The following is a 26,081-nucleotide window of genomic DNA, read 5'->3' as shown; positions in this document are numbered from 1 at the left end:
TTCCAAATCCCCAACTCTGGCTTCCCGCACCCGAACGGTGGTTCATCACCACTCTAGCCGGCACTGTCAGAGCAAACTAGCTTGAGACGTGCAGGGCAGTTACGTAGCTTCGTCGGATGACCAAACCTGATCCGTTTCGCTATTTCAAAACGAGCCGCGAGATCATCCGCCCGGCTGTGATGCTATATGTGCGGTTTCCTCTGTCTCTTCGAAATGTGGAAGATCTGCTGCATGAACGGGGCATCGATGTCAGCCATGGATCGGTGAGATATTGGTGGCATCGGTTCGGGCCTATGTTTGCCGCGGAAATCCGCAAGCGCCGGATCGAAGGCATGAAATCCAGTCGATGGCGATGGCACCTGGACGAGATGTTCGTGAAGATCAACGGCGAGAGACACTATCTTTGGCGGGCTGTTGACCACGAAGGTGAAGTACTCGAAAGCTTCGTGACGAAGACACGCGATAAGAAGGCGGCATTAAAGTTCTTAAAGAAAGCAATGCGTAAGCATGGTTGTCCAGATGTTTTCGTCACGGATCTGCTGCGCTCATACGGCGCGGCGCTGAAGGAGATAGGTGCAGCTGACAGGCAGGAAACGGGTCGCTGGCTGAACAATCGGGCGGAGAATTCGCACCTGCCGTTTCGACGACGGGAGAGGGCGATGCTTCGTTTCCGGCGCATGCGAAGCTTGCAGAAGTTCGCCTCGGTCCACGCCTCGATTTACAACCTCTTCAACTCGGAACGCAGCCTCAACACCAGACCAAATTTCAAGCTGAACCGAGCCGCTGCTCTTGCCGAGTGGCGCGCGCTTTGCGCGGCATAAGGGGCAGGTCTACTGTCCTTGTGGAGACGGGTTCGAATTGGTCTGGCAGCACCCAGCCGACACCTTTTCAAGGCCAACCGCGCCGCCGCTCTCGCCGAGTGGCGTGGTCTCTGCGCGGCATAAGGGACAGGTCTACTGTCCTTGTGGAGACTGGTTCGCATTCGTCTGGCAGCACCTTTAGTATGTGTAGCGTGTGGAAGCAGAGTCATGCCAAAGCGGTCCTGGATAATTGTACGCGATGCGCGCAGGGACATCTTGGAAGTGCGGACTGGTAGCCAGTGAAGCTACCGGATGTGTCTAGCCCCCTGTTTCTGGGCAACTGATTTGGGCTTTCTCTAATATGGTTTCTGGAATGGGCGGACGCATGTTGAGTGCCTGATGCGGCGGTGTGTGATTGTACTGCCTGAGCCAGTGATTGATGACGATCTGCGCCTGCTCGGTCGTGGTGAACCACTCGGCGTTGAGAACCTCTCGGCACAGCGTGCCGCTAAACCGCTCGTTGTATCCGTTCTCCCAGGGCGATCCGGGATAGATACGGATTGGCTTGATACCAACTCTTCGAAGCCATGCTTGCATCGCTTCGGCAGCAAACTCCGGCCCCGGATTTCATGGCTCGGGCATCGCAATATGGGCCGGCGGTGATAGCGGATCGGGACGATTGCAATCCCGCGACGCTACCGCTTCTCAAGCGGGTTTTCTCGGGAAATCCCGATATAGAGGGCAAATTCTCCGCCACAAGTCCGCATGGTTGCGCGAAAACATTTACTTGCCACGTTGTTTCCGGTGTTTATTGGGCTGGCGAGGTTGCTGAGCAGGGGGTGTCCCTTCGAATTGCGACTGCGAAGGGCTCGATAGAATAGACGAAAAAGGGGCGCGATGTTGCCTGCGCTGGTTGTGACCGAAAACGATGAGACGCTGTCATTCGACTTTGATGATCTCGTCCGTTACCACGGCAAGAGAAGCATCTGCGGATTAACGGTCGCCTATAAGGTCATGGAAGCCGCCTGGGACACCGCTTGGACAGGCACCCCTCCAGAGCGTGATCGCCTCGTCGTTGCCAGCGGCTTCCCGGGGCCAGGCGCACGCGACGGGTTCGAGATGGTGACACGCGCCGTGACGCGAGGCGCCTATGAAATCCTCTCCGAGGTCATGGCCGGACCGCGTGTCGCCGAGGCAGCCAAGGGGGCCTATTTCTTTCGCCTGTCAGATGATCGAAACATCATTGAACTGGGGTTGAAGCCCGAGGTCGTTCCGCCTGAGTTCGTCACACGCCGTCGCAAATTGGCACGGGGTGTGGCGTCTGCTGCAGAGGCAGCGGAGTTCAGGGCCCTGCAACTTGCATTCTCCGATCAGTTGCGGGCCATGTCGGCGAGTGACGCTATAAATGTCCTTGAGCATCGCGAAGTACCGACATGATCACAAACGATCCGATCCTTTTCGGACGTCTGCTGTCGCCTTACGTGCGCCGCGTGGCCGTTAGTCTCAACCTCCTCGGGATCGAGTTCTCGCACGTGGTCGTGTCTGCCATCGGAGATGAGTCTAAGCGGGAAGCGATCAATCCTGTGGGTCGCGTTCCTGCCCTGCAATTGTCATCCGGAGAAGTCCTGATCGACAGCGCCGCGATACTTGATCACTTCGATGAGGTTGTCGGACCCGAACGGGCGCTGATCCCCGTATCCGGGTCCGAAAGGCGCGATGCGCTTCGGCGCATTGCGATTGCAACAGGCGCTATTGACCGAGCGATGACAGCGAATGCGGAACGGCGTCGTGATAACCCTGATCCGGTGCGAATTGACCGGTTGCTCCGGCAATGCCGACAGGGGTTCGAGGCGCTCGAGCGCGACCAGGACTTCTTCGATGGTGCGAGGCTGCGCCAACCCGATATTACATCCGCAGTGGGCTTTACCTTCGTCAATCACATCTTCCCGGGGACGCTTCAACAAGACGATCTGCCCGGTCTTTGGTCGGCGACCGGGCAAGCCGAGGCGCTTGCGGAGTTTCGCGCGGCGCAGATTGATGCCCCCTCCACCTGAGAATGCATTGACAGTCACCCCCGGTCTGTCTTCATTGCCAACGGAACAGGGAGAGGATTGTTATGCGATTGCCAATACTTGCGGCTGTGCTCGGTGCCAGTTTTTGCGTTCAGGGCGCGTTCGCCGACCCCATTGAGATTATCGATCAGCGAGATCGGAGCGTAGAGCTTGAAGGAGAGGCGCAGCGGGTTGTCACCATTCCGATCCCGGCCGCTTCGATGTTCATTGCCGTCGATGGCGGCACGGACCGGCTCGTTGGCATGCATCAATTGTCCAAGACCGCAATTAAAGGTCACATTCTCGAGCGATTTTTTCCCGATGCGCTGGCCATTCCGTCGAACATTACGGGCAAGGGCTTTAGCTTCGTACCTAATGTCGAGGAGCTACTAGCTCTCGAACCGGATCTCGTTTTTCAATGGGGTCATCTGAACGACGACATCATCGACCCGCTGGTCAATGCCGGTCTGAACGTCGCGCTGATCAAAATCGGGCAGGAGGCCTTCACCCGGAAATGGCTTGAAATGATGGGCGCGGTGACCGGTAAGCCGGAGAAGGCCCAGGCGATGATCGACTGGCGTGACACGGTCGCTGCGGAAGTGAAGGCTGCGACTGACGGAATCGGGACGGAGGACCGTCCACGGACGCTCTACTTCATGAATTACCTGTCGAGCCTCAGGGTTGCCGGCGGCAAATCTTACAACAACTTCTACATCGACCTTGCTGGTGGCAGGAATGTTGCCTCCGATCTCGGCATGTTCGTCGAAGTTGGCGTTGAACAGATCATAGCATGGGATCCGGAAGTCATTCTTCTGAATGGGTTCGAGGCAAAACTGTCGCCGCAGGATGTCTACGACAACCCGCTTCTGGCAGATGTGTCGGCGGTCAAAAACCGCCGTGTCTACAAAATGCCGCTCGGCGGATATCGCTGGGATCCGCCGAACCAGGAGAGCCCCCTGACGTGGCTATGGCTTTCGATGGTGCTGCACCCCGACAAGTTCGACTGGGATCTGAACGACCGGATCAACCGCAATTACGAGTTCATATACGGGCAGGGCGTCACAGACGAGGATGTCAGGAATATCCTTCGCTTCGATATGAACGCGGATGCTGCGCATTACGATATCTTTGCGGATGGCTAGGCCAGCGCGGTGAGCATCACGAATGAGGACACGGCCCGATCCGCTGGACGTCGGTTCGGGTTGTGGGGTGTGCTCTTCATCCTGCTAGGAGCCTCCGTTCTCGTCTCGCTCGGCATCGGGCGTTTTGCCGTGCCGATTTCTCATGTGGCGGGCATTCTGATATCGAATGTCCTGCCAATTGAGCAAGCCTGGCCGGTCGTCGAGGAGCGTGTCGTCGAGCTCATTCGGATGCCGCGCATACTGATGGCGGGGCTCGCGGGGGCGGGGCTTGCTGTCGCGGGCGCGGCACTTCAGGGCGTGTTCCGGAATCCTCTCGTAGGGCCGCAGATCATCGGGGTTTCGTCAGGTGCGGCGTTCGGAGGCGCCTTTGCGATCCTCGTTTCGGAAAGTCAGGTTCTTCTGATTGGCGGCGCTTTCGGCTTCGGTCTGTTGGCGATGGTCGTCGTCTATACGATCAGCCGCCAGCAGGGACGCGCTTCGATCCTTATGCTGGTCTTGTCGGGTATCGTCACAAGCGCATTCTTCTCTGCCCTCGTGTCGATCACGAAATTCGTGGCTGACCCCGACGATAAACTGCCGGCGATCGTGTTCTGGCTGATGGGAAGTTTCGCCTCGGCAAGCTATGATAAGGTTCTTCTGATTGCGATTCCGGTCGTTGCGGGGACGCTTGTCGTCTACCTTATGCGGTTTCAGATAAACGTGCTGTCGCTGGGCGACGAAGAGGCACAGACGCTCGGCCTCAAGGTCGAGCGAACCCGCTGGATCGTCCTTGTGGCGGTTGCGCTGATCAGCGCTGCCGTCGTTGCGGCGGCGGGCATCGTGGGATGGGTCGGGCTGGTCATCCCTCATTTCGCACGCATGCTGACTGGCCCGGATCACAAGCTCCTGATCCCCGCATCTGCGCTTATAGGAGCGATTTACCTGATCCACGTGGACAATGTCGCCCGGGCGTCGATCCCGGCAGAGATACCTGTTGGCATCATCACCGCCCTTCTTGGGGCACCCGTCTTCGCCTATCTCCTGCGCCGTGCGGCCAACAAGGGTTGGTCGTCGGAATGATCCGGGTTCGGGATGCAGAGGTTCAGTACGGGGACGTAAGGGTTTTTCGTGGGACGAGTTTCGACCTGGAGCGGGGGCAAACTGGTGTGATCCTTGGTCCCAATGGGCGTGGGAAGACGACGCTGCTGAAGGCCATTGTCGGACTTCTGACCCTGACAGCCGGGGTGGCCACGACCGAGGGGCGGATCGGCTACGTGGCACAGCGCAACGACATGGCCTTCTCTTACCGGGTGCTCGATATTGTCGTTATGGGGCGCGCGTCACATGTCGGACTGTTCCGGACCCCCGGGGCCGAAGATTACAGAATCGCCCGTCATTCCCTTGACCGTCTGGGGATCGGCGGATTCGCGGATCGCCCTTACACTCATCTCTCGGGCGGAGAACGCCAGCTTGTGATGATCGCCCGGGCCCTGGCGTCGGATTGCGACATCCTGATCCTAGACGAGCCGACCTCGGCCCTCGATTTCTCGAACCAGGCACTGATCCTCGAGATGCTAGAGCGGATCGCGGCGGAAAACGGTCTGACCGTGCTGATGACGTCTCATGTCCCGCAGCACGCGCAACTCCTCGCGGATAAGGTCCTTTTGATGCATGGGCCCGACCGTCAGGAATGGGGCGCGGCGGTCGACATGCTGACGGAGGATCGTCTTGAGGCGCTCTACGGCGTGCCCATCAAGGCATTGGAACTCCAACATCGCGGACGGACCGCAAACGCACTCGTTCCGCTTTTCCTCTGACCTCGGCGGCCCTATCCCATAACGGAAAGCGCCATCTCGACGGCTTTGGGGATCGCCTCCCGGACGTCGTCACACATGCCGATCTCGAAGCTGTCCGGATCGGCAGGCTGGCACCCCACGATGCGCACCAGGGGCGGCAACGCGCCCACGGATTGCGCAAGCGTCAGGGCGCGGATCGGCGTGGCATAGTGCACGTCAGCGAAAAAATCGCGGCGTGCGCGGTCGTCCATCTCTTCTGCCCGTGGCAGCTCGGGCTCCAGAAGCCAGAGATCTCCAGGCACGCCCTTCCGATCGAAGGCGTCAAACAGGATCAGGGCGTCGTAGCCTCGCATCAATTCCTGAACAAGGTGGATGCCCCCGATGCCGGTTTCGATCACCGTGCAAGCCGCCGGTCGGCGTGGATCGGACCCTAGGGCGCGTGCCGCGTGAAGGCCGAAGGCGTCGTCGCCCTTGAGTTCGTTACCAACGCCTGCGGCGAGAACCCTCACGTCAGCGATCAGAACGCGGGAAGTTTGGGTTCGAAGGGCACGCCGAAGCCGATCATGCGTCGCCCGCTTCCTTCGTCGCGCACGGGAAATGGCTGAAGGCCTGGGCCGCCGCCCAGGCGGTTCCCATTGCGGATATCATAGGAGCAACCCGGTCCGTGCGGGCAGTGCCAGGTAAAGCCGTCCCGCGCTCCGCCTTCCAGCGTGGCGCGGTGAGACGGGCACACGGCCGACAACGCAAAATCTGCTTTGCCCACGCGCAACACGAGCAAGGGTCCCTCGTCCATTTCGCACATATAGGCGGAGCCCTCTTCGGCAACGGCGGCGTCCGGCACGGGCGACCAGTGTGGCGGCTCGGGCATCGCCGAGGTGCCGATGTCGGAATTGCGTGTGCCGAGGTCGGGCACCGCATCCTCGTCGAGGAAGTCCCAGACCTTCTGGCAACCCGGCGTCTCGGGTGGCAAAAGATCGTACATCCCCATCAACGAATTGATCGCGGGGTCGGTCACCACCTGCTCAAGCACGCCTTCTTTGAACAGCCGGACCAGGCGGTGAAGGGCCTCGCGATGGACCGCATCGATGCCGGCCAGGGCGCCAAAGACCTGCGCGCGCACATCTTCGTCCATGATTTCCTCAAGACCGCCAATCATCGCAGCCGTCTGGGCAAGGAGGTCCTGCCACTCCTCGTTGCTGCGGTATCCCACCAGAGCTTGATCGGAGCTCGTGTCCGGCATGGTGTGCGTCTCCGTCAGTGGTGGTGATGATGCTCGTGGTCGCAGACCTCATCCCCATCGCAGCAGCCGGCGTTGCACTCGCCATGGGTGCCCTGCTGAAACTCGGTGAAGCTTTCGTAGAACATCACGCCTGCCTTGCGCTTTCCACCTTCACTAAAGCGATAGGTATTTCCGTCCCGCGCAAGCGTCCCTTCGGCGGCAAGTTCTTCCATGACGATCTCGACCATGTCCGGGTCGCTTTGAAGAAAGGGCATCACCGCCTGCGGAGTGAACGCATCGCCGAACCCCTCGCCCTGGAACCAGTAGCAGATCTGCAGCACGTCCTCGCGCACGATCATCCGGTCGAGTGCGCCCGGAACTTTCTCGTCGGTCATGTTCTGCCTCCTGAAGCGACGGCAAAGTGAGTTTCGGTGAAGGGGCGGACGCGCGCAAGCCTGTCGGCGCTCTTATCGAGCCAGGAGATCTCAGCAGTGCGGCCGTGCCGTGCCAACGCGGCCGCCGTGCGGACGAGATCCTGACGCTGTCGCGCCGGAGAGAAACCGATCCGTTCCTCAAAGCCCGCATCGTCCGATACGCCATCGTTGTCGGCCATGACCATGCGCCCGAAGGTGTCAGACGGAAGGTCGGCCTCAACGGTGAAGGTTTCCTCGGGCCAGACGCCGAACTGTGCGCCAATCATCAGCGTGTTTTCCAGGTCCACGATCCCGGTGACGGCCTCATAGATACGTTCCTGCACCTCCAAAGGGTCGCGCTCCCCGCCAGTCCAGCGGAATGCGCGAACGAGCCCGGGTTCGGTGGATACGGCTGCACTTCCGATCAGCACGATCCGCGAGGGCCGGGCCATCTCACCGGTTTCGAACCTCTGGACGACGTGAACCGGGCTCCAGGTGAAATTTTCGACGCGCACGTCCGGCCGATCGGCCACGGCCTCGGTGAGACCGGTCATCAACGGGGGGCCGAGCGGGTAGGGGTCGAGGATCGCCGAATAGCCGACGATCCCGATGATGGTGCCGCCGCCCCCGCCCAAGAGTCTAGTCGATGCCGCAGGCGCAGGTCGTGACCTCGCGCGTGACGACTTTGTCCGAGCCTTCGACCATCACATGCGTGGTGCATGGCATACAGGGGTCGAAGGATCTGAGCGCGCGCAGAATGTCGATCCCCTGAAAGTCGCTCTCGTCCTTAAACGCCGTCTCGATGATCGGCGTGTTAAGGACCGCGCGTTCGTAGGGCCCGTGCTCGCCCCAGGGTGTAGCGGGGCAGGCATTCACGGTCGAGGGCGTGACGATCTGGTAATTGGCCAGAAGCCCGTCCTTGATCTCGCAATGATGGGTCAGAAAGCCCCGACCTGCCCCCCAGAACCCGACGCCGATATCGTGGCCCTTCGACGGGATCTCGAACGGGGTCGCTACCTGGGTTTCGCCTTGTTTCTGAAGATCGAAGGCACGAACGAGATTTTCCATAGTGACCAAGAGGTTGAAGGCCACGGCATAGGCCCGCGCACGGTTCCGCTCGAAGGCGTTCCAGACCTCGGGCACCTCCCACTCCAGCCTCTGTGCGGGCAGGGCGGCCCCTTCGGGAATGTTCAGCACGAGGCTATGTCCGGTGGACTGGAAATATTCGCTATGAGGGATCTTCTGGGCCAAGGCCGAGATGTACACGCGGGCATAGGCGCCCGCCTCGAAGGTCTGGCGGTCCCAGGTGGGCGTTGTCGACCAGGAATAGCGTTCCTTCCAGTTCTGCGCGCCCGGACGTGGGATCGTCGTCTTGTTCCAAGGGTGGTTCGGCGACAGGGGATTGCCAAGGGGATCCGTCTTGAACGGATAGTCCTCCCACTGTTCGTAATAGGAATGCTCGATGAACTCTTCGAGGCCGACATTGATGTCAGTCAGGCGTGTCGTCACGAGCTTGCCGTCCACAACGACACCGGGCGTCGACCAGCGCTTTTCGCCCCAGGCGTTGCAGTTTTCATAGGTCGCGTCGTAGTAGTCCTCGTGGTCCCACTGACCAAGATCCACCATGGTTGCGGGGATGCGGCCGACATCGCGGTATTTGGGATCGCATTCGTAGAAGAAGTCAAACACGTCGTCCCAGATCGCGACGCATTTCTTAGCGTAGTCGAAGAACTCCTGAATGCGCAGGTAGAACTCGTTGAAGGTGGACGTGGTGATCGTCGTGGTCACGCCGCCGGGAATGATCGTCTCGGGGTGCGGATACTTGCCACCGAGCAGCACATATGCCTCGCGCGCCACGCGGGTCATCTGCAGGGCTTCAAGGTAAAGTTTGCCGGTCAGCGGATTGAGATCGGTCATGATTTCGCCGATCGTCCCGTAGCCGTGGATATCCTTTCCCGGCGCGGCGGAGTCGACCGCCTTGTCCCATATCTCCGGATTGGTGGCCTTCACGAGGCTCTCGGAAAAGTCTGGTCCCGACAGCACGAAGAGGTGCAGCGGGTTGTCGTAGAGGTATTCGCAGCTCAGGAGCAGGTTCCTGACGACTACGCCCAGGGGCGGCGGCTTGATCCCCAGAGCCATTTCGATCGACAGCGCCGAGGCCGTGGAATGCACGCCCCCGCAGACCCCGCAGGCGCGGGAAGAGATGAAGGCCGCGTCGCGGGGATCGCGGCCCCGCAGGATCACCTCATAGCCACGAAAGAGCGTGGCCATTGCGTTGGTCTCAAGGACTTTGCCTTCGCCCAGATCGACGGTTGAATGAAAGGCCAGCGCCCCGGCAACTCGCGTCACCGGATCAAAATCCACATCTGCTAATTGGCCGTTCTTTGCCGCGATCTCGCGCAGCGCCGCCTGGCGCTGTTCCAGTGTCCGGGTCTGGTATTCGTAGGGATTCTTGATCCCCTCTTTCAGATGCGCCTTTCCGTTCTCGTCAAACTCAATCGGCAGATGTTCAAAACACATGCGGCGGTTCCTTCCCCGTAGTCCCTTAGCGGCTTCCCGCGACCTTAACGATCGCCGCAAGATTTCCGTTGGCCGCCAGAAGCGGTGCTATCAGGCCCGAAAGCCCGACGTTGATGTCATCGACCCGGCCATTCAGGGGGGCGGTGTTGTCGCGGATCGCCGTCAGGCCTCCGGCGAGTTTCTCAAGATGATCAGCTCCGCGTTTCAGCGCGACGTAGATGCCGATCAGGTGGTACGCGACGACCGCAACGATAACGAGGACGACGATCAGAGAGACCCATCCAAGAAGAACGATCATGCTTCAGCCCTCCTTCGCGCGTTCTGAAAGCAGCGCCGCAACCGCGCCTGTCTTCGCCTCGATGGCCTCTGCCACAGGGCCCATGGCCCCGGCTGTCGCGAGCGTGTCGTCTAGCGCCGGCACCGCTTCGGTGTGGCCCACGATTTTGACGCCCGCCTCCAGCATGTCGGCGAGGTAGCGCTCGATGGCCTGTGCGGCGTTGAGCGCCCGGCTCAGAAGCGAAAGTGCTACGGGGACGATCACCACAACGACGATCAGCAGTGTGACGATCCATATGGTAAGTGCGACGCCGGTCATGATCGGCCCTCCTGCGCGACGATGGCGGCGTGCGCCCGACCCAGGGTAGCGTCGACCGCAGTCAGGCCCTCGGCGATGGCTCCGAGATCGCGGTTGAGCGCCGGGGCGGCGGCCGGGAGATGCGATGTCTCCCGCTCGATGGCCCGGAGACCCAGGCGCAGCTTCGCAAGATAGCTGTCCCCCTTGCCGCCGATGCTTTCTAGAAGTGCCACGATCCGGACGAGCGCGAGTGCGACGACTGCAAGAAAGACGAGTGCGGCGAGGCAAGTGATGAGGGTAAGCAGCGTGATCATTGTCCTACCCCTTGTGCCAGATGCAGCGCGGGCAGCTATCGCAATGTTCAGCATGCTCCTCGATCGCCTTGGCGCTGCCCGCGATCCGGCCCGCCCGACCCAGGATACCCTCGACGAACTCATGGGTCTTGTAGAGCGCGGCGATGTGGATCGTGTTGTTGGCTACCCGCTGGCCGTTGGCCCAGACCACTGCAACCCCGTCCTCGATTGCGGCGGCCTCGCGAATGATGGCACGCAGCAAGATCGCGACTACGACCGTCACGACCACGACGACGACGACCGCCAGCCACCAGCTTGCGATCGGGTCGTTTCCGGTAATTAGTCCCATATCTCCCTCCTCACGCCGCTGTCGTTTCGTCTTCGTGGCTCACGGCCTTCACGATGGCCGCCGCGTTTGTGTCGATGGCACGCGCGCCCTCCAGCAGATCCGCCGCCACGGCGTTTGTGTTTTTCAAAGCCCAGACCGACCGCGTATTCGCGTCGATCTCGGCGACAATCCCCGCCGCGGCATCTGCCAGCCCGCGTATCCGTCGTGCCTGCATGAGGATTCCAATCAACAGCAGTGCGACCACCAGAACGACAACCACGCCGACAACAAATCCCAGTGTCCAGAGTGTCATCAGATCCTCCTATTCCGCCGCCATCTTGTCGGGTGCCTTGTCCAGGAACCGACGGGCCGATTTTTGCAGCGCCTTCTGGCGGTCTGAGCCGGGTGAGAATTCGGTGCCGGCCAGCTTGATCTTTTCGTAGAAATAGCTGACCGCGCTGTCGACTGGCCCGGGGCTCCCGTTGACATTCGCCCAGCCCGACGGCACTTCTCCGCTTTCTTTCCAGCGCGTCGTCATATTGCGGCTGCGTTGCGTGAAGCGGCGCAGATACGAAATGAACGACCCGGCGCCACGCGAAAGGTTCGATGACACCATTGTACCAGGCGGTTTCTTATAGAAAGGCGCGAAGGCGTCCGGGAACCCCGGCATGGTGCAACCAATGCAGATACCACCGGTGTTCATGCAGCCGCCGTTGTGGCCGATTGCCCCACGCGAGACCATGTTGCACTGAACCACCGGCCCCCAGCAGCCGAGCTCCACAAGACATTCTTTCTGACCGTACTCGTCTGCGAATTTGCCCTCTTCGTAGTTCCCGGCGCGGACGCAGCCGCGATGCACGGTCGACTGGAACATCCATGCCGGGCGGCCAAGCTCATCGAACTCGGGCAGTGGGCCTACTCCCGCGAGAAACATCAGGACCGAGGCCACGGTTTCGGTGATATTGTCGCCCAGCGGCGCGCAGCCGGGGATGTTGATCGGCGGCAGGCCGAGGGTCGAGAGATAATCCTTGCCCAGGTAGTCCATGACGGACATCGAGTTTGTGACATTGCCCGTGGCCGCCGGAATGCCGCCCCAGGTCGCACAGGTGCCGACGGCGATCACTGCCGCTGCGCCGGGGGCGAGGTCGCGCAGCCAATGCGCCGTCGGGATCGGCTGGCCAGTTTCGTGATTGACACCCATACCCGACCAGTAGCCGCCAAAGGCACCGGCAATATCCTCATCCGCGACCGAGCCCTCCTGGATGACAACATAAGGGGCGCCAAGTTTGCCCGACTTGGCGAGGTGATGCGCCGCCATGAAATCCTTCCCGGCGGTCACGGACAGCACGGGATGGTGCAATATGACTTTCGGCAGGCCGGGGATAGAGCCGGTAATGAGCTGTTCGACGGTAGGGTTCTGCGCGCCCACCGCCGCGATCGAGCAGCCGTCGCAACTCATGCCTGCAAGCCAGAACGCGTGAACCTCGGTTACCGGCCCCTTATCGAGCCCGAAACGGGGCATATAGCCCTCCCGGGTTGCCGGACGCGCCGTAGCGCGGATGCCGTCTGTCGCCATGAGAACCTCCCGGATCTGTCGACGACACGACTATGGGGCATTGCCCTTAGGGCAAGGTCAAGCTTCGTCCAGCTTTTTTTCGCAGGCGCAGTCTTCGTTTAGAAGGGCGCAGATACAGCTTTTCGGCCGGTCGTCCGGCGTCCGAAGAAGATTGATGAGCCGCATGTCCAATTCGTCGAGCTTCCCCTGGAGGATCGAAATCTCAAGCGACATCGCACTCCGCTTTTCGTCCAGGAGGGTCAGCAGCGATTTCCGTAACTCGATTTCCTCTTCCGCGAGCAGGTCGGCAATAGCGTTTAACGGTAGGTCCAGCGCGCGCAGGGCAACGATCTGTCTGGCACGGGCAACTGCCTTCGGCGGATAATCCCGATAGCCGTTCTCACGCCGTACGGCGGCAGGCAAGAGGCCAATGCGCTCGTAGTGGCGCAGGGTCTTGGTCGATACACCCAGATCCGCCGCAAGTTCGCCGATCTGCATGATGCTGGCTCAGGCAGCCAGAAGGTCGATTTCCGCCGCGATCCTGCGGATCGCCGTGACGCCCTCGGACTGTGGTGCGAAATCGTAGGGAGACTGTGCCTTGCGTTCGGCGGCAACCATCTCGTCGTCCAGCGGAACCGTGCCGATGATTTCCATTCCATGCTGGTCACAGAATGTCTGTATCGCGGCCATGTCATCTTCGTTACGCACCTTGTTAGCGACGACCTTGATGTGCGGGATGCCCAATTCCTTCGCCAGGTCCGCCGTCCGCATCGCCGCCTCCAGAGAGCGGTAATAGGGTTCAGCCACCACGAGCATCATATCCACATGGCGCGCCGTGCCGCGTTTGAGATGTTCAAGACCGGCCTCCATGTCCGTCACCGTGTGCTCCCCGAAAGAGGTTAGTTCGGCGACAAGGCCGCGCACGGCCCGGTGTGAGGCGCACATGCATCCCGATCCGGCGGTGCCATGCGCCGGTTGACCCATGACAATCAGGTCCACGTCCTTGGCAGCCGCGGACGCGTAATTCGACATGATCTCTTCTCGCGGAATGGTTGGGACCATCTGTATGACACCATCCACCTCGTCGCCCCGCTGCATGATTGAAGCCGGAATATAGGTGATGGCGTCTGCCTCTTCCCGGCTCATACCGAGGGTCAGTGCCAGGTTGGGGTTGGGATCGCCGTCGATCGCGAGGATCTTGCGTCCATTCTCGGCAAAAACGCGTGAAAGCGTGCCCGCAATCGTTGTTTTCCCTGATCCGCCCTTGCCAACAGTTGCTATTTTCATGCGATCCTCTTTGTGCAGTGAGATCTCCGACTGATTGGAGAATGTCCGTTTAGCCAAAGAATGGGTAAAAATCATCTTATGAACAAGTCAATTCCACCCGACGACTTGCTGCCCGTGACGATCCTCACCGGCTTTCTGGGGGCCGGGAAAACAACGCTTCTGAATCGCTATCTGCAAAGTCCGCAAGGCGAAGGCACCGCAGTGCTGGTTAACGAGTTCGGTGCGGTCGATGTTGATGGCGCCGTCCTCGGCAGCGCCCAGGACGAGGCACGCCTTATGACGCTGCCAAATGGCTGTGTATGTTGTGAAGTCCAGGAGGATCTGGCTGCAGCGCTCATCGAAGTTGCGGTGGGGTGCGAGAGCTCCGGAATCCGGCATTGTGTCATTGAGACGACGGGACTTGCCGAACCGGGAAGCATCTTGCGCGGGATGGCTCATGACCCTCGGCTTCGATCCCTTGTCGCCGTGCGCCAGACACTGACGGTCGCGGCCGTGACCAGCATTGCATCGGAACTACGCCGCTTCCCAGAAGCCGCCGCGCAGATCGCGCTCGCCGACCGGATTCTGGCGACTAAGGCGGACATCGCCGGAAGGGACAGCGTTGCGCGCGCGATGCTGGAACTGGCGACGCGAAATCCCCTTGCTGAGATCGAAGTATCGGACGGCATAATCGATATCGCAGAGATGTTCCGCCCACCCGAACAGCCGCGCTCGGTGCCGGACGATACTCAGCATAAGCATACCGACGGGATCACGACATTCGCCGTGCCGTTGCCGGAACCGCTCGACGCGGACCGTTTTCGGGATGTTATGTCTTTCTGGATCATGCGTCATGCGGAGCGCATTTTGCGGATTAAAGGTATAGTCCGATTTCGGGGCGAAGATACTGCGCGGCTATTAAATGTCGTGCACGATGTTGCCGAGATTGTCCCGCTGCATGACGCTGGCCCTTCGGCGCTCGTTTTCATCGGGTTCGACCTGCCTGAAGCAGAAATTCGTAAAGATATCGAGCGGTGCACATAATTTCCGGGCAACTGGGGTCTAAAGCGCTTCTCAACTTCCAAGTCCAGGGTTAGCCTTCCCCCGTCTTGGGAGGAAAAAATGATTCAATTCCGTCACTTCGTCCGGTCGACCATCCTCGGGACGGTTGCGTCCGCGGCATTCGGTGCCTCTGCGCTTGCCGAAACCACGTTCATCGTCGCCGTCCCGTCGGATCCCGGCCAGTTCAATCCAGCGATCACGACGGGCGCTCACGTGCATGCAGTGGCAGACTCGATCTTCAACGGTCTCGTCGCGCTAGACGAGAATTTGGAGCCAATTCCAGACCTCGCGACCTCATGGACCGTTTCAGATGACGGGACGACCTACACCTTCACTCTCGCCGAGGCCGCTTGGCACGACGGAGCGCCGTTTACCTCCGAGGATGTGAAGTTTACCTTCGAAGAAGTGCTGTTCCAGCATCACGCCCGTACGAAATCGGGACTGAGCGGCGTGGTTTCGTCCATCGAGACGCCCGATCCGAGGACGGTCGTCTTCCGACTTTCCTCACCGCATCCCGCGCTCTTGCGCCGGTTCGACGTGACCGAGGCGCCGATCCTGCCCAAACACCTTTACGAGGGGGCAGGAGATCCGACCGAGGCGGCACAGAACGCGTCCCCGGTTGGCACCGGACCCTATCGTTTCGTCTCTCACGCGCCCGGCGACCGCGTGGTGCTTGAGAAGAATAGTGACTATTTCAAGGGCGACACGACGGATGTAGACAAAGTGGTTTTTCGCATCATCCAGGATGCCGAAACCGCGCTTCTGGCATTCGAACGCGGCGAAGTGGATTATATCCCCCGCATCGGCGGCCAGAATATCGTGCGCGCCGAGGATGCCGGGCAGGTGCTGACCGCAACGGCCGGACCCGGCGGCGGGAACTGCATTATGACCGTGTCCTTCAACCTCGAAAGCGAGCTGCTGCAGCCGGCAGACGTGCGCCGTGCCATCGCGCTTGGGATCGACCGCGAGCGTCTGAACGATCAGGTGCTCTTCGGTCGTGGCAACGTGGCCGAAGCGCCGTTTTCCAGCGCCATCGGCTGGGCGCATGCTGCCGGGTCGCTTTCCTCCCTCGGCCATGATCCCGCGTCGGCGTCTGCGGCTCTGGACGCTGCCGGGCTCGAACCCGGTGCTGACGGCATACGGGCCGAGATCGACATGGTTCATTTCCCAACCTTCAGCAAATACGCTGAACTGATGGCGCAGGATCTGGCAAAGGTCGGGATCAGGCTGACATCACGGCCGCTCGATCGGCCGGCTGCCATCGACGCAATCTTCAAAGCGCGGGATTTTGACACCAACCTGATCTCATACTGCAACGGGGTTGATCCCGAGATCGGGATCAAGCGGATGTATGTATCGAACAATATCGGTCCCATTCCGTTCTCGAACGCGTCAGCCTATCGCAACGAAAAGGTAGACGCCCTGTTCGCCGCCGCCGGTAGCACTGCCGATCAGGGGGAGCGCGCGAGGGCCTATGGTGAGATCCAGACGATCCTCGCAGAAGATCTTCCATATTTCTGGTTGGTGGAGACGGTTCGAATTACTGCGGCAAGCGACGGCTTCACGGGCTATCGGCCCTGGACCGGTCACTATCTGGAGACCATCCAGATCGTCGAATAGGCCGCGATGCTGCGCGTCACGCTTCTGCGATGCGCCCAGGCTGTAGTGATGCTCTGGGCGGTCGCGACGGCATTGTTCTTTTTGCTGGAGGCGGTGCCCGGCGGACCAGTGGTCGCACTGACGGGCGAGTTTGCCGACGCCGACACCGTTGCCCGGATCGAGACGCGCCTTGGTCTCGATCGACCACTGGGTGAACGCTACGGCCGGTTTCTTGGTCTGCTGGCATCGGGGGATGTTGGACACTCCTACACGTACGGACGCCCGGCCTTGAACGTGGTTTGGGCGCACCTTCCCGCGACGCTGATCCTTGCCGTTCCGGCCATCCTGCTGGCAGCTCTTCTGGGACTGCCGCTCGGAATCCGGGCCGTGCGCCCGGGCCGGACATCCGGGCTGATTGTTGCCGCTGCGCTGGTCGCTTTCGCGATGCCGATCTTCTGGCTTGGGCATATGCTGCGGCTTTCTCCCGGCGTCGGACAGATTTTCCCGGTTCAGGGCATGACGGATGCGCGAGCGTTTCACGAGGGCGCCGCCTTTGCCCTCGACGTAGCGCATCATGCCATCTTGCCGTGCCTGACGCTGGTTCTGCATCAGATGGCTTATACCGTGCTGATCACCCGGCGGGCCATGAAGGCTCAGATGACACGCCCCTATGTCCAGACCGGCTTTGCCAAAGGGGCGTCTCGGCGCCGTGTAGAGTGGCGACACGCACTGCCGAATGGAGCCCCTCCGATCATTGCGCTTTTCGGCAACCGGATCGGCTGGTTCCTGTCGGGCGCGATCCTCGTCGAGGTGGTCTTTGCCTGGCCGGGATTGGGGCAATTGACTGTCGCAGCGATCCAGAACCGCGATACGCCGCTGGTAGTGGGAATCGTTCTGGTCGGCTGTCTGTTCACGATGCTGGGCAACCTCCTGGCCGATCTCACGCAGATGTCGAGCGATGTGCGGCTCCGCAACGAAGCTGGTGCGGCATGATGGCAATCGAGCGAAACGCCCCAAGCACACCCGTCGGTGCAAAGAATGCCTCGGAAAGACAGGCGCGCCGGTTGGCTTTTGTTATCCTTGTGCCGGTGGTTCTTGCGGCCCTGATGCCCGGGATTATCGCCCCCTACAATCCACAGGCGGCGGTGGGCCCGGCCCTCGCGCCGCCGGGTGCCGACTATTTGTTCGGAACCGACGATCTTGGCCGAGATCTGTTTTCCATGCTGGTACATGGTGCGCGCAGTGCGGCGATCCTCGCCGTAGTATCGGTGATCCTGACCCTTTTGGTTGGCGGCATATTGGGGGTTGCCGCCGGGCTGGCCGGCGGTCTTGTCGATGCGGTCATTACCCGGTTTGCGGAATTCGTCGCCATCATGCCCAGGCTTCTCGTGCTTCTTTTGCTTGCGACACTCTTTGGCCCGTCGCTCGAACTTGCGGCCGTGACGATCGGGCTGATGTCATGGCCAGGGCTCGCCAGGATCGTCCGGGCCGAGAGCCGGGCGCAGAAATACGCCGAACACGTTCTCGCCGCGCATGCCCTTGGCGCCACTGATTGGCGTATCGGCCGACGCCACATCCTGCCCGCGGCGATTGGCCCCGCGCTGTCCGTCATCGGTCCCATCGCAACCGCGGCCATTCTGACGGAAGCTGGTTTGAGCTATCTCGGCCTGTCGGATCCCGACCTGATCAGCTGGGGTGATCTGATCCGGAACGGTCAGAGCTTTTTTCATCAAGGCTGGTGGCTATCGCTTTTTCCCGGCCTGGCCATTGTCCTGTCATGCCTTGGGCTGACCCTCCTGGGGCTTTACGAGACAGAGATTTCGGCGGGAACCGAGAGGTGACCGGAGAGGTCCGGATGCCTATTGCCAAGAGGCAGCATATCAATACCTTGTCTATGAGATAAGGAGTTGTCGCCCATGTGCCTTGGAATTCCAGGACAGATCGTAGAAATCGTAGACGCGACGACGAACATCGCGGTCGCGGATGTCTCTGGCGTGCGGCGCAACGTCAACGTGACCTGCGTAATGGGGGGTGGCATTGACGATCTGGTCGGCAAATGGGTCCTGATCCATGTCGGCTTCGCCATGGCCCTCATCGACGAAGACGAGGCGCGCAAGACGATGGAAACGCTGATCGACCTGGGCGAGGCGCAGGAAGAATTCGAAGCAATGTTCGCGGGCGACCGTGCCGTGGCTGGCAGGGCGTGAAATTCGTCGAGGAATTCCGCGACCCGAAAGCGGCCCGCCGGGTACTATCGGCCATTGCCAGCGTCGCCGAAGATATCGGGGCGACCCGCGATAAGCCGGTGAACATCATGGAAATCTGCGGCGGGCATACCCATGCGATCTTTCGTCATGGGCTCGACAGGATGGTACACGAGGGGATCGAGTTCATCCACGGGCCGGGCTGTCCCGTTTGCGTGCTTCCCATGAGCCGCGTCGATGAAAGCATCGAAATCGCGGAACGCCCCGAGGTGATTTTCACCACGTTCGGCGATGCCATGCGTGTGCCCGGAACGAAGAAATCGCTGCTTCAGGCCAAGGCCGACGGCGCCGACATCCGCATGGTCTATTCGCCGCTCGATGCCCTCGAACTCGCCCGGCGCAGCCCGGAACGGGAAGTGGTGTTCTTTGGCCTCGGCTTCGAAACGACGACACCGTCGACCGCGCTCTCGATCCAGCAGGCGGCACGCGAGGAGCTGACGAACTTTTCGGTGTTCTGCAATCACATTACGGTGCCGCCCCCGATCCGCACGCTCCTGAACGATCCGCATATGGTGCTGGACGGTTTCGTGGGCCCGGGCCATGTCTCGATGGTGATCGGGACCCACCCTTACGATTTCGTGGCCGAGGAATTCGGCAAGCCGATCGTCGTCGCAGGGTTCGAACCGCTCGACCTTCTGCAATCGGTGCTGATGGTTCTTCGGCAGATCCAAGACGGGCGGGCCGAGGTCGAGAACCAGTACGCCCGGGTGGTGCCCGAACACGGCAACCCGGTGAGTATCGCCGCTATCGCGGATGTCTACGAGCCGCGCCCGTCTTTTGAGTGGCGTGGTCTGGGAGAGATCGACGCAAGCGGGCTCAGGATAAGGGACGCCTACCAAGCCTATGATGCTGAGGTGAAATTCGCAATCGGCTACGGGGCCGGCAAGGACCGCGCAGTCACCCCCGAGGCCGATGGCTGTGCCTGCGGGGCCGTCATGGCCGGCCGTTGCAAGCCCACCGATTGCGCGCAATTCGGAACGGGCTGCACCCCCGAGACGCCCTTGGGCGCTCTCATGGTTTCGTCGGAAGGCGCTTGTGCTGCCTATTGGCAGTATGGCGGCCGCCGCCACGCGGCAGAGTAGGGCGCCTCAGCAGATACGCGGAAGCTGATCGCCCACGAGGATATCAACCACCCGCTGCCCCCCGAACGAGGTATTCATGACGACGGGAATTGGCCCCCGAGCGACCGCCTGTCCGATCACGACCGCGCCGCGACCGGCTTCTGTTGCACGCATCGCTTCCAGCGCCGCATCGGCCTCCGACTCAGGTACGAACAAAACAAGTGTTCCCTCGTTCGCCAGGTAGAGCGGGTCCAGGCCGAGTATCTCGCACATTCCGTTGACTTCGGCCCGGACCGGAAGCCGGTCTTCGTCAATCTTTATGGTGACGCCCGCTGCCTCAGCCATCTCGTTCAGCGCCGAAGCGAGCCCACCCCGCGTGGCGTCCCGCGCGGCCTTAACTCCGGGGGCCGCGTGCAGAACCGCCTCCATCAATGCGGCAAGGGACTGGCAATCGCTTTCAATCGGTGCCGACAACGCAAGGTCGCCGCGGGCGGCCAAAATCGTCGCTCCGTGATCGCCGAGGACACCGCTTGCAATCGCGATATCTCCAGGTTCGATCCGCTTGGAGGAGAGCGCGCGGCCCTTTTCGATGACGCCTATGCCAGAGGTCGTGATATAGAGGCCATCCGCCGAACCGCGCTCGACAACTTTCGTATCGCCCGTGACGATCCGCACACCTGCCTTTCGCGCTTCTTCCGCCATTGTTGCCACGATCCGCCGCAGCCGCGCCACCTCGAACCCTTCCTCGATGATGAACGATGCAGACAGCCAGAGCGGCCGCGCGCCGCCAACGGCGAGATCGTTCACAGTTCCGCATATGGCGAGAGATCCGATGTCGCCGCCGGGAAACTCCAGGGGGGTCACAACGAAACTGTCGGTGGTAAAAGCAAGTTCGCCTCCCTCAGAAAGCACGGTGGGCGCAGGAAGCCGCGCCTGATCTTCCATTCCCGGTGGATCGAATGCTGGGACAAAGACATCGGCAATCAGGGCCTGCATCGCCTTGCCCCCGCCTCCGTGGGCCAGGGAAACGCGTTCATCGCGAATACCCGCTTTCGCTATTTGGGCTTGTTGAGACGTCATTACTTGGTGCTCCGGGCTAGGGCTACTGCAGCTTGTCCGGTCTTGTCAGATTAAACTGGCCCTGTCAGGTTCGAGGCGGGAATTTCAGCGCTGGTCACTGTCGCGTGCTTGATCGTAGTCAAGCAAACAAGGAAAAATTGACCCTGTGCCGGAGCAGGTGGTCGGGGAAGGACGGGCACCAACTTTTGTTCTGACAGTACCTCGATGCGGCCTCGGGATCGGACTCAGGTTCCTACTCCGTGATCCAGTGCTGGCAGATCACGGATGGTAACATCTATCTCTTGGGGTCCTCGAGAGGTCGCTGGGCCTTCCCCGAGTTGCGTAAACGGGCACTCCTGCTGAAAAAACCCTTCTCGGCTGATTTTTTCCTTATCGAGAACGCCTCAAGCGGACGGGCGCTTGCCCAAGAACTTCAGGGGCTGATCCCTCCGGAACAGCGCTCACATGTTGTCCAAACCTACACCCCGAAAGACTCAAAGGAGGTGCGCATGGATCTTGCCATGGTGCCGATCGCAGCCGGCAAAGTGTATCTTCCGGACGACGCCGAGTGGTTACCTGAGCTGATCCGCGAGTTGCTAGCCTTCCCCAGTGGTGCCAACGACGATCAGGTTGACGGGCATTGTCAGACTAAACCGGCTTGAGTGGTGTAGTGGCCGTGGATAGCGTCCGCGAATGACCAAGCCCAATCCGTTTCGCCGTTTCAGAACGCACCCTGAGATCATCCGGCTGGCGGTGATGCTTTACGTCCGGTTCCCGCTCTCGCTACGAAACGTCGAGGACCTGCTTCATGAGCGCGGGATCGACGTCTGCCATGAGACGGTGCGCTATTGGTGGCATCGATTTGGACCGATGTTTGCCGCAGAGATCCGCAAGCGGCGGATCGAGGGGATGCGTTCGAGCCAGTGGAGATGGCATCTCGATGAGATGTTCGTGAAGATCAATGGGGAGATGCACTACCTTTGGCGGGCGGTTGACCATGAGGGCGAGGTCCTGGAGAGCTTCGTGACCAAGACGCGGGATAAGAAGGCAGCACTGAAATTCTTCAAGAAAGCAATGAAGAAACACGGCCGTGCAGGGGTGCTTGTGACGGACCAACTCCGCTCCTATGGGGCAGCACTGAAGGAGATCGGTGCGGCAGACCGCCACGAAACCGGCCGTTGGCTCAACAATCGCGCCGAGAATTCACACCTGCCGTTCCGACGGCGGGAGCGGGCGATGCAGCGGTTCCGGCGCATCCGAAGTCTACAGATGTTCGCCTCCGTCCACGCCTCTGTCACGAACCACTTCAACCACGAGCGCAGCCTCTCCTCCCGAAACCTCTTCAAGCAGAACCGCGCCGCTGCTCTTGCCGAGTGGCGCGAGCTTGGCGCGGCATAAGGGACAGTCACACTGTCCTAGCAGAGACTGGTTCGCATTGGTCTGACAGCACCCGCGTTTCCAAACGGTGCCAACAATGACCAGGTCGATGCGCTCTCACAGGCTCTCTGGTTCTTCAGTCGCCCCTACAAGCACAACATGCACAATCCTACGCATCGGGCGAAGTCTCGAGTAATCGCAGCTTGGTAGGAAGCCGCTGCGCCAAGGAGTGGAGCCAACAAAAAAGCTAGTTCTACAATGATATTCGCGATTCCGATCCCAGAGTTCGAATCCGGCTTCCTCCTTTGAGATCAATGAGCATCTCGATGAAACCGCGGTCAGGGCCGGTTTCTGGCGCCATCATCCAGACTACCCGGCCAATTTCATTATATCACTCGAACCCGCAGCGCCGCTCCGGCAGCGCCGCGCGCCAAATTAACGACCGAAGGCCCGGTGTAGATCCTCTACCAAAACAAAGCCAAATGTGCCGCTAAGTGATAGTTCGGAAGCCGCATATATCGATATCCAAAACAAGAGCAGACCCCGAATGGGTCCGGGGCCTGCTGGTGTGCGAGTCCGCGAAACTCTTTTAGTTCGCCCTTGGGAAGTAGACAACCACCGTATGGATATCGGCAGGCATGATGTGGACCAGCTTGCGCTCTGGATCGGTACCATCCGGGCGTTCAAGTTGCTCAGCAGTGGCGCAAATCATCTCTTTCGCTGCATCCAGCGAGCCTGCCCGCACCTCCGCCTGAATGGCAATGTCTTCCCTGATACCGATCGTGAACTCTGTGCAGTTTACTAAGGTTATATCTGCAGAGGCCGTTGAAACGGATGCGACGACTGCGGTCGCCGCCAAGGGCAGAATCAATTTGTGGATCATTCTCTTCTCCCAGTTGGTCAGATGTCTTCTGTGTGAGCAGGCCTACCAATACCAGTACGTCCTAAAAAGCCCGCTTCACTCGACAAAAATTTCAGTGTTCGTATAGATATGCAAGTGCTTTCAAGTGAGTTGCTACTGAGCGTGATTACCACGCCGGTGCGGAAATGAGTCAAACTCTCAGATGGCCGCGTAGAGCCGGTTGCGTTGACAAAACTCGGTGTTGCGATCGAACAATCGGCCGATCGAACTCATAGACCCGCCGCGTTGCCAGCGATCCCAGATTTCTGCCTTCTGCTTCTCCGTGAAACAGATCCGGCGCCGAAAGCCCATCTCAAACACTTCATCCTGCTTCAAAGTTGAAGTGTCGCGACCATCCTTCGATTCCGCCGAACAAAGAAGCCAAACGAGGTTCGACTTTTTGCCGGCGATACGCACTCCATCTCAGTGAGCACGTCGACGATGCGGCGGGTTTCGGTCCTCTTTGGTCAACCGCTTCGGCTCCGTCTCGCTCTGAATCCCTTCCGAAAGTCCGTCCGTGGCGACATGGATCGTCTGCGTCGTGCCGTCTTTGCGTTCCCCAAAGTAAATCGTCTGATGCGGGAAGGGAATCTCGATTCCCCTTTCGTCAAAGACCCGTTTGACGATCTCATTGTAAGCCCGACCGATCCCCCATTGCTTTCCAGGCAGGGTCTTGATCCTTCCACGAAGAATAATTTCGCTAGCGCCAAAGCTGTTGAGCCCGAACCACTCGTAATCGCCGATGATCGACGGGCCATGCTCGTCGCTTGCCCGCAGTTCGTCGAATGCATCGATCATCGCCTGTTTTGCCTCTGCTGTATCCTCGCGATAGGCAACACCCATGTCAGCCACGAAGTAGGCGAAGTCCCGGGTGAAATTCGAAACCATGTCCACAGAGGAAAACGGCACGATGTGAAACACGCCGTTCACGTCCCGCAGGCTGACCGAGCGGACGGTGAGCTTCTCCACACCCCCCGTAATGCCTCCAGCGGTGACGACATCGCCCACGTTGATCGCATTCTCAAACTGGATGAAGACGCCGGTGATGATGTCCTGCACCATCTTCTGCGCCCCGAACCCGATGGCAAGCCCCAGCACCCCGGCAGAGGCCAGCAGCGGGCCGATGTTGATGCCGATTTCCGACAGGCAGAACATTAGTGAAAAGATGAAGAGGGCAATTGCAACTGCATTGCGCAGTAGCGTCAACAATGTCTGCTCGCGCGCCGTTGGCACAGCTCCGTAGTCGGGGTTGAGCCGGTATTCGACCCAGGATGCTACCGCCAGCCAGATGGCAAATGACAGACCCAGGATCAAGATAAGACTGGCACTTGTGCCGGTAACCTGCAGGGCTAGAGGGTTTTGGAACCATGAGGCGATCTCGATCACCCCGATCATGTCGAGCGCGAACACCGTGACCGCCGCCATGATGAGGAAGCGGATGCCGATCAGGATGAACGGCACCAGCTGGTTCACCCGCCGTTCCAAAAGCGGCAGACGGCTGTTCACATGTTCGGGCAGCCTGATCCCCTGGGCGATGGTCCGCGCTATTACGGCGGATACGAGGGACGCGACGACAAGCGCGAGCACGATCTTCAGGGAAGCGAGCACCGCCGCGAAAACAACCGAAGAAGGCCGCGTCAGAACGATGAAGAGCATCACTGCAAGATAGGCAAAGGCGAACCAGTGCCAGTTTTGGGCGATTGCCGCCAGGGCGCGCGGCGCACGCGGCTCGGCTTCCGGCTCGGCGTCGAGAGGCTCGATGTCGCTTTCTGGAGCGGCCGACTTTGCCACCAGCCGGGAAATCAGCCAGTTCGAAACGGTCTTGCGGCGACGCATGACCAAGACGACCAGATAGACCAGGACGAACAGCAGGATAAGCGCAGAAACCCCGCGACCGGCGAAGTAGGAAGCGTTGGCGTTGACGATCGGAACCACCAGGAGTTGACCGAAACCGAGCACGCTGACTACAAGCGCGGCACTGCGGTAGACGTCGCGCGCGCCGTCGTCAGAAAGCGGCACCGGGCGCAAACCCGCCGTGGAAGGCGACAACAGTGCCCGAAGCACGACCTTCGTCATCTGAACGACAAGAAAGGCATTCAGATACAGAGACTGACGGATGCCGATTGTCCCGAATTCACCCACCGCCAGCACCAAGATTGCATAGCCGATCCCCCAGGCGGCCATCGCCGTCAGGGCATCGAGCGCGACGGAGCCCGAAAACAAAAGCGCCGTCGGCACCATGGCCATGCCCTTCGCGCGCTCTCCCATGCGCCTGTAGACCGGCATCATCGCCCTGCGGAGCGTGAGATACACGGCGGTCGTTATCAGGATGACAAGCAAAAGATCGCGAAGGGCATCGGCAAGAATGCGAATCTCATCCGTGCCGAGGCTGGTGAAAACGCTCTGGCTGCGCGTGAGGCTGCACCAGGTCTGCGCCACCCCATCCGCGACGGTTTCGGCTACCTGCTGAGTAATCAACGCAAACTGACGACCAAGAGATACAGGTTGCTCTTCGGGGGCCGCCGCTGCGATATCCGCGGCGCCCTCCGGCGTCGCCGCAACCGCGCGCTCAAGCTCTTCGATCAGGGCGGCGCGGGAGGTCTCGTCCTTCAGGATTTCCAGAAGACGTCCTGTCTGGCTTTCCGGGGCCGCGCCGCTCTCTTACTGAGTGGCTGCCGCTTGCGATGCTGCATCTTGCGCTATCGCTACAGTTGGGGTGAACGCGAAGATGCAGAGAATGGCCAAGGCACGGATTGCAGATTTCAGCTTTTCGATTTGCGTCATAGAACTTTCAAGGCAGATTGGTTTGCGGCCTAACATAG

Annotated in this window: 32 protein-coding genes; 14 read left to right on the top strand and 18 right to left on the bottom strand. The window is 60.3% G+C overall.

Annotated elements, in window-relative coordinates; translation table 11 throughout:
* The first annotated feature begins 116 nt into the window (after nucleotides 1–116).
* Nucleotides 117–821 (top strand): IS6 family transposase, encoded by a 705-nt coding sequence (locus RXV90_RS13165; RefSeq protein WP_316649230.1) that lies wholly within the window; start codon nucleotides 117–119, stop codon nucleotides 819–821.
* 297 nt (nucleotides 822–1,118) lie between these two features.
* On the opposite strand, the gene RXV90_RS13160 is transcribed toward RXV90_RS13165, so the two are convergent.
* Nucleotides 1,119–1,397 (bottom strand): integrase core domain-containing protein, encoded by a 279-nt coding sequence (locus tag RXV90_RS13160; RefSeq protein WP_316649229.1) that lies wholly within the window; start codon nucleotides 1,395–1,397, stop codon nucleotides 1,119–1,121.
* A 300-nt stretch (nucleotides 1,398–1,697) separates the two neighbouring features.
* Here RXV90_RS13160 and RXV90_RS13155 point away from each other — a divergent pair, with 300 nt between their 5' ends.
* The 5 genes from RXV90_RS13155 to RXV90_RS13135 all read left to right on the top strand — a co-directional run bounded on the left by RXV90_RS13155 (nucleotide 1,698) and on the right by RXV90_RS13135 (nucleotide 5,789).
* Nucleotides 1,698–2,237, top strand: coding sequence for a hypothetical protein (locus RXV90_RS13155; protein ID WP_316649228.1), 540 nt, complete (start codon nucleotides 1,698–1,700; stop codon nucleotides 2,235–2,237).
* Entirely contained in the window at nucleotides 2,234–2,854 is a 621-nt protein-coding gene (locus RXV90_RS13150; protein ID WP_316649227.1) for a glutathione S-transferase family protein, read from the top strand. The genes RXV90_RS13155 and RXV90_RS13150 overlap by 4 nt, the downstream gene beginning before the upstream one ends.
* A gap of 86 nt (nucleotides 2,855–2,940) precedes the next feature.
* Nucleotides 2,941–3,993: an ABC transporter substrate-binding protein gene (locus RXV90_RS13145; RefSeq protein ID WP_316649226.1), complete on the top strand. Its 1,053-nt coding sequence runs from the start codon at nucleotides 2,941–2,943 to the stop codon at nucleotides 3,991–3,993.
* Nucleotides 3,994–4,002: 9 nt separating this feature from the next.
* Nucleotides 4,003–5,052: a FecCD family ABC transporter permease gene (locus RXV90_RS13140; RefSeq protein ID WP_316649224.1), complete on the top strand. Its 1,050-nt coding sequence runs from the start codon at nucleotides 4,003–4,005 to the stop codon at nucleotides 5,050–5,052.
* A complete protein-coding gene (locus tag RXV90_RS13135; RefSeq protein ID WP_316649223.1) occupies nucleotides 5,049–5,789 on the top strand; it encodes an ABC transporter ATP-binding protein in 741 nt (246 codons plus the stop codon). Before RXV90_RS13140 ends, RXV90_RS13135 begins: the two co-directional genes overlap by 4 nt.
* 11 nt (nucleotides 5,790–5,800) lie before the next feature.
* Here the strand turns inward: RXV90_RS13135 and RXV90_RS13130 are convergent, their stop codons facing one another.
* The 13 genes from RXV90_RS13130 to RXV90_RS13070 are packed head-to-tail and all read right to left on the bottom strand — an operon-like array spanning nucleotide 5,801 to nucleotide 14,032.
* Complete coding sequence (locus RXV90_RS13130; RefSeq protein ID WP_316649222.1) at nucleotides 5,801–6,277, bottom strand: hydrogenase maturation protease; 477 nt, start codon at nucleotides 6,275–6,277, stop codon at nucleotides 5,801–5,803.
* A gap of 8 nt (nucleotides 6,278–6,285) precedes the next feature.
* Complete coding sequence (locus RXV90_RS13125; protein ID WP_316649221.1) at nucleotides 6,286–7,008, bottom strand: Rieske (2Fe-2S) protein; 723 nt, start codon at nucleotides 7,006–7,008, stop codon at nucleotides 6,286–6,288.
* A gap of 14 nt (nucleotides 7,009–7,022) precedes the next feature.
* The gene (locus tag RXV90_RS13120; RefSeq protein ID WP_316649220.1) at nucleotides 7,023–7,382 is read right to left on the bottom strand and encodes a hypothetical protein; all 360 of its coding nucleotides are present in this window, start codon (nucleotides 7,380–7,382) and stop codon (nucleotides 7,023–7,025) included.
* The gene (locus RXV90_RS13115) at nucleotides 7,379–8,035 is read right to left on the bottom strand and encodes a hypothetical protein (protein ID WP_316649218.1); all 657 of its coding nucleotides are present in this window, start codon (nucleotides 8,033–8,035) and stop codon (nucleotides 7,379–7,381) included. Before RXV90_RS13115 ends, RXV90_RS13120 begins: the two co-directional genes overlap by 4 nt.
* Before the next feature lie 4 nt (nucleotides 8,036–8,039).
* Entirely contained in the window at nucleotides 8,040–9,920 is a 1,881-nt protein-coding gene (locus RXV90_RS13110) for a nickel-dependent hydrogenase large subunit (RefSeq protein ID WP_316649217.1), read from the bottom strand.
* Nucleotides 9,921–9,945: 25 nt separating this feature from the next.
* Nucleotides 9,946–10,218, bottom strand: coding sequence for a hypothetical protein (locus RXV90_RS13105; RefSeq protein WP_316649216.1), 273 nt, complete (start codon nucleotides 10,216–10,218; stop codon nucleotides 9,946–9,948).
* 3 nt (nucleotides 10,219–10,221) lie between these two features.
* A complete protein-coding gene (locus RXV90_RS13100) occupies nucleotides 10,222–10,515 on the bottom strand; it encodes a hypothetical protein (RefSeq protein WP_316649215.1) in 294 nt (97 codons plus the stop codon).
* Complete coding sequence (locus tag RXV90_RS13095) at nucleotides 10,512–10,808, bottom strand: hypothetical protein (RefSeq protein WP_316649214.1); 297 nt, start codon at nucleotides 10,806–10,808, stop codon at nucleotides 10,512–10,514. Before RXV90_RS13095 ends, RXV90_RS13100 begins: the two co-directional genes overlap by 4 nt.
* Nucleotides 10,809–10,812: 4 nt before the next feature.
* Nucleotides 10,813–11,136 (bottom strand): hypothetical protein, encoded by a 324-nt coding sequence (locus RXV90_RS13090; RefSeq protein WP_316649213.1) that lies wholly within the window; start codon nucleotides 11,134–11,136, stop codon nucleotides 10,813–10,815.
* Between the two features lie 10 nt (nucleotides 11,137–11,146).
* Nucleotides 11,147–11,428, bottom strand: coding sequence for a hypothetical protein (locus RXV90_RS13085; protein ID WP_316649212.1), 282 nt, complete (start codon nucleotides 11,426–11,428; stop codon nucleotides 11,147–11,149).
* Nucleotides 11,429–11,437: 9 nt separating this feature from the next.
* Nucleotides 11,438–12,691: an NADH-quinone oxidoreductase subunit B family protein gene (locus RXV90_RS13080; RefSeq protein WP_316649211.1), complete on the bottom strand. Its 1,254-nt coding sequence runs from the start codon at nucleotides 12,689–12,691 to the stop codon at nucleotides 11,438–11,440.
* 57 nt (nucleotides 12,692–12,748) lie between these two features.
* Nucleotides 12,749–13,168 (bottom strand): helix-turn-helix domain-containing protein, encoded by a 420-nt coding sequence (locus RXV90_RS13075; protein ID WP_316649210.1) that lies wholly within the window; start codon nucleotides 13,166–13,168, stop codon nucleotides 12,749–12,751.
* A gap of 9 nt (nucleotides 13,169–13,177) precedes the next feature.
* Nucleotides 13,178–14,032 carry an ATP-binding protein gene (locus tag RXV90_RS13070; RefSeq protein ID WP_316649209.1) on the bottom strand — a complete coding sequence of 285 codons (855 nt, stop codon included), beginning with the start codon at nucleotides 14,030–14,032 and terminating at the stop codon, nucleotides 13,178–13,180.
* A 39-nt stretch (nucleotides 14,033–14,071) separates the two neighbouring features.
* Here RXV90_RS13070 and RXV90_RS13065 point away from each other — a divergent pair, with 39 nt between their 5' ends.
* From RXV90_RS13065 to hypD, 6 genes are all read left to right on the top strand, one after another.
* Nucleotides 14,072–14,980: a CobW family GTP-binding protein gene (locus RXV90_RS13065; protein WP_316649208.1), complete on the top strand. Its 909-nt coding sequence runs from the start codon at nucleotides 14,072–14,074 to the stop codon at nucleotides 14,978–14,980.
* Nucleotides 14,981–15,058: 78 nt separating this feature from the next.
* Nucleotides 15,059–16,618, top strand: a complete 1,560-nt coding sequence (locus tag RXV90_RS13060; RefSeq protein WP_316649207.1) for an ABC transporter substrate-binding protein — start codon at nucleotides 15,059–15,061, stop codon at nucleotides 16,616–16,618.
* Nucleotides 16,619–16,624: 6 nt separating this feature from the next.
* Nucleotides 16,625–17,590 (top strand): ABC transporter permease, encoded by a 966-nt coding sequence (locus RXV90_RS13055; protein WP_316649205.1) that lies wholly within the window; start codon nucleotides 16,625–16,627, stop codon nucleotides 17,588–17,590.
* A 71-nt stretch (nucleotides 17,591–17,661) separates the two neighbouring features.
* Nucleotides 17,662–18,438, top strand: a complete 777-nt coding sequence (locus RXV90_RS13050; protein WP_316649204.1) for an ABC transporter permease — start codon at nucleotides 17,662–17,664, stop codon at nucleotides 18,436–18,438.
* Between the two features lie 75 nt (nucleotides 18,439–18,513).
* Nucleotides 18,514–18,804 (top strand): HypC/HybG/HupF family hydrogenase formation chaperone, encoded by a 291-nt coding sequence (locus RXV90_RS13045; protein ID WP_316649203.1) that lies wholly within the window; start codon nucleotides 18,514–18,516, stop codon nucleotides 18,802–18,804.
* The gene (gene hypD / locus RXV90_RS13040) at nucleotides 18,801–19,943 is read left to right on the top strand and encodes a hydrogenase formation protein HypD (protein ID WP_316649201.1); all 1,143 of its coding nucleotides are present in this window, start codon (nucleotides 18,801–18,803) and stop codon (nucleotides 19,941–19,943) included. The genes RXV90_RS13045 and hypD overlap by 4 nt, the downstream gene beginning before the upstream one ends.
* 6 nt (nucleotides 19,944–19,949) lie before the next feature.
* Here the strand turns inward: hypD and hypE are convergent, their stop codons facing one another.
* Nucleotides 19,950–21,002: a hydrogenase expression/formation protein HypE gene (gene hypE, locus RXV90_RS13035; RefSeq protein ID WP_316649200.1), complete on the bottom strand. Its 1,053-nt coding sequence runs from the start codon at nucleotides 21,000–21,002 to the stop codon at nucleotides 19,950–19,952.
* Between the two features lie 239 nt (nucleotides 21,003–21,241).
* On the opposite strand from hypE, the gene terL reads away from it, so the two are divergent.
* Both terL and RXV90_RS13025 read left to right on the top strand, forming a co-directional pair.
* Nucleotides 21,242–21,643, top strand: coding sequence for a phage terminase large subunit (terL, locus tag RXV90_RS13030; protein WP_316649199.1), 402 nt, complete (start codon nucleotides 21,242–21,244; stop codon nucleotides 21,641–21,643).
* Between the two features lie 31 nt (nucleotides 21,644–21,674).
* Nucleotides 21,675–22,379 carry an IS6 family transposase gene (locus tag RXV90_RS13025; protein ID WP_316649198.1) on the top strand — a complete coding sequence of 235 codons (705 nt, stop codon included), beginning with the start codon at nucleotides 21,675–21,677 and terminating at the stop codon, nucleotides 22,377–22,379.
* Between the two features lie 568 nt (nucleotides 22,380–22,947).
* Here the strand turns inward: RXV90_RS13025 and RXV90_RS13020 are convergent.
* The 3 genes from RXV90_RS13020 to RXV90_RS13010 form a co-directional block, all read right to left on the bottom strand.
* Nucleotides 22,948–23,241 carry a hypothetical protein gene (locus RXV90_RS13020; RefSeq protein ID WP_316649197.1) on the bottom strand — a complete coding sequence of 98 codons (294 nt, stop codon included), beginning with the start codon at nucleotides 23,239–23,241 and terminating at the stop codon, nucleotides 22,948–22,950.
* A gap of 177 nt (nucleotides 23,242–23,418) precedes the next feature.
* On the bottom strand, nucleotides 23,419–23,676 hold the full coding sequence (locus RXV90_RS13015) for a hypothetical protein (RefSeq protein WP_316649196.1): 258 nt from the start codon (nucleotides 23,674–23,676) through the stop codon (nucleotides 23,419–23,421).
* 6 nt (nucleotides 23,677–23,682) lie between these two features.
* The gene (locus tag RXV90_RS13010) at nucleotides 23,683–25,737 is read right to left on the bottom strand and encodes a mechanosensitive ion channel domain-containing protein (RefSeq protein ID WP_316649195.1); all 2,055 of its coding nucleotides are present in this window, start codon (nucleotides 25,735–25,737) and stop codon (nucleotides 23,683–23,685) included.
* Between the last annotated feature and the right edge of the window lie 344 nt (nucleotides 25,738–26,081).

Origin of the sequence: Ovoidimarina sediminis, assembly GCF_032586175.1 — a bacterium.
In the GTDB taxonomy this organism is placed as follows: domain Bacteria; phylum Pseudomonadota; class Alphaproteobacteria; order Rhodobacterales; family Rhodobacteraceae; genus Ovoidimarina; species Ovoidimarina sediminis.
The sequence above is the reverse complement of the archived record's forward strand: the minus strand, read 5'-3'. Positions and strand labels throughout refer to the sequence as shown.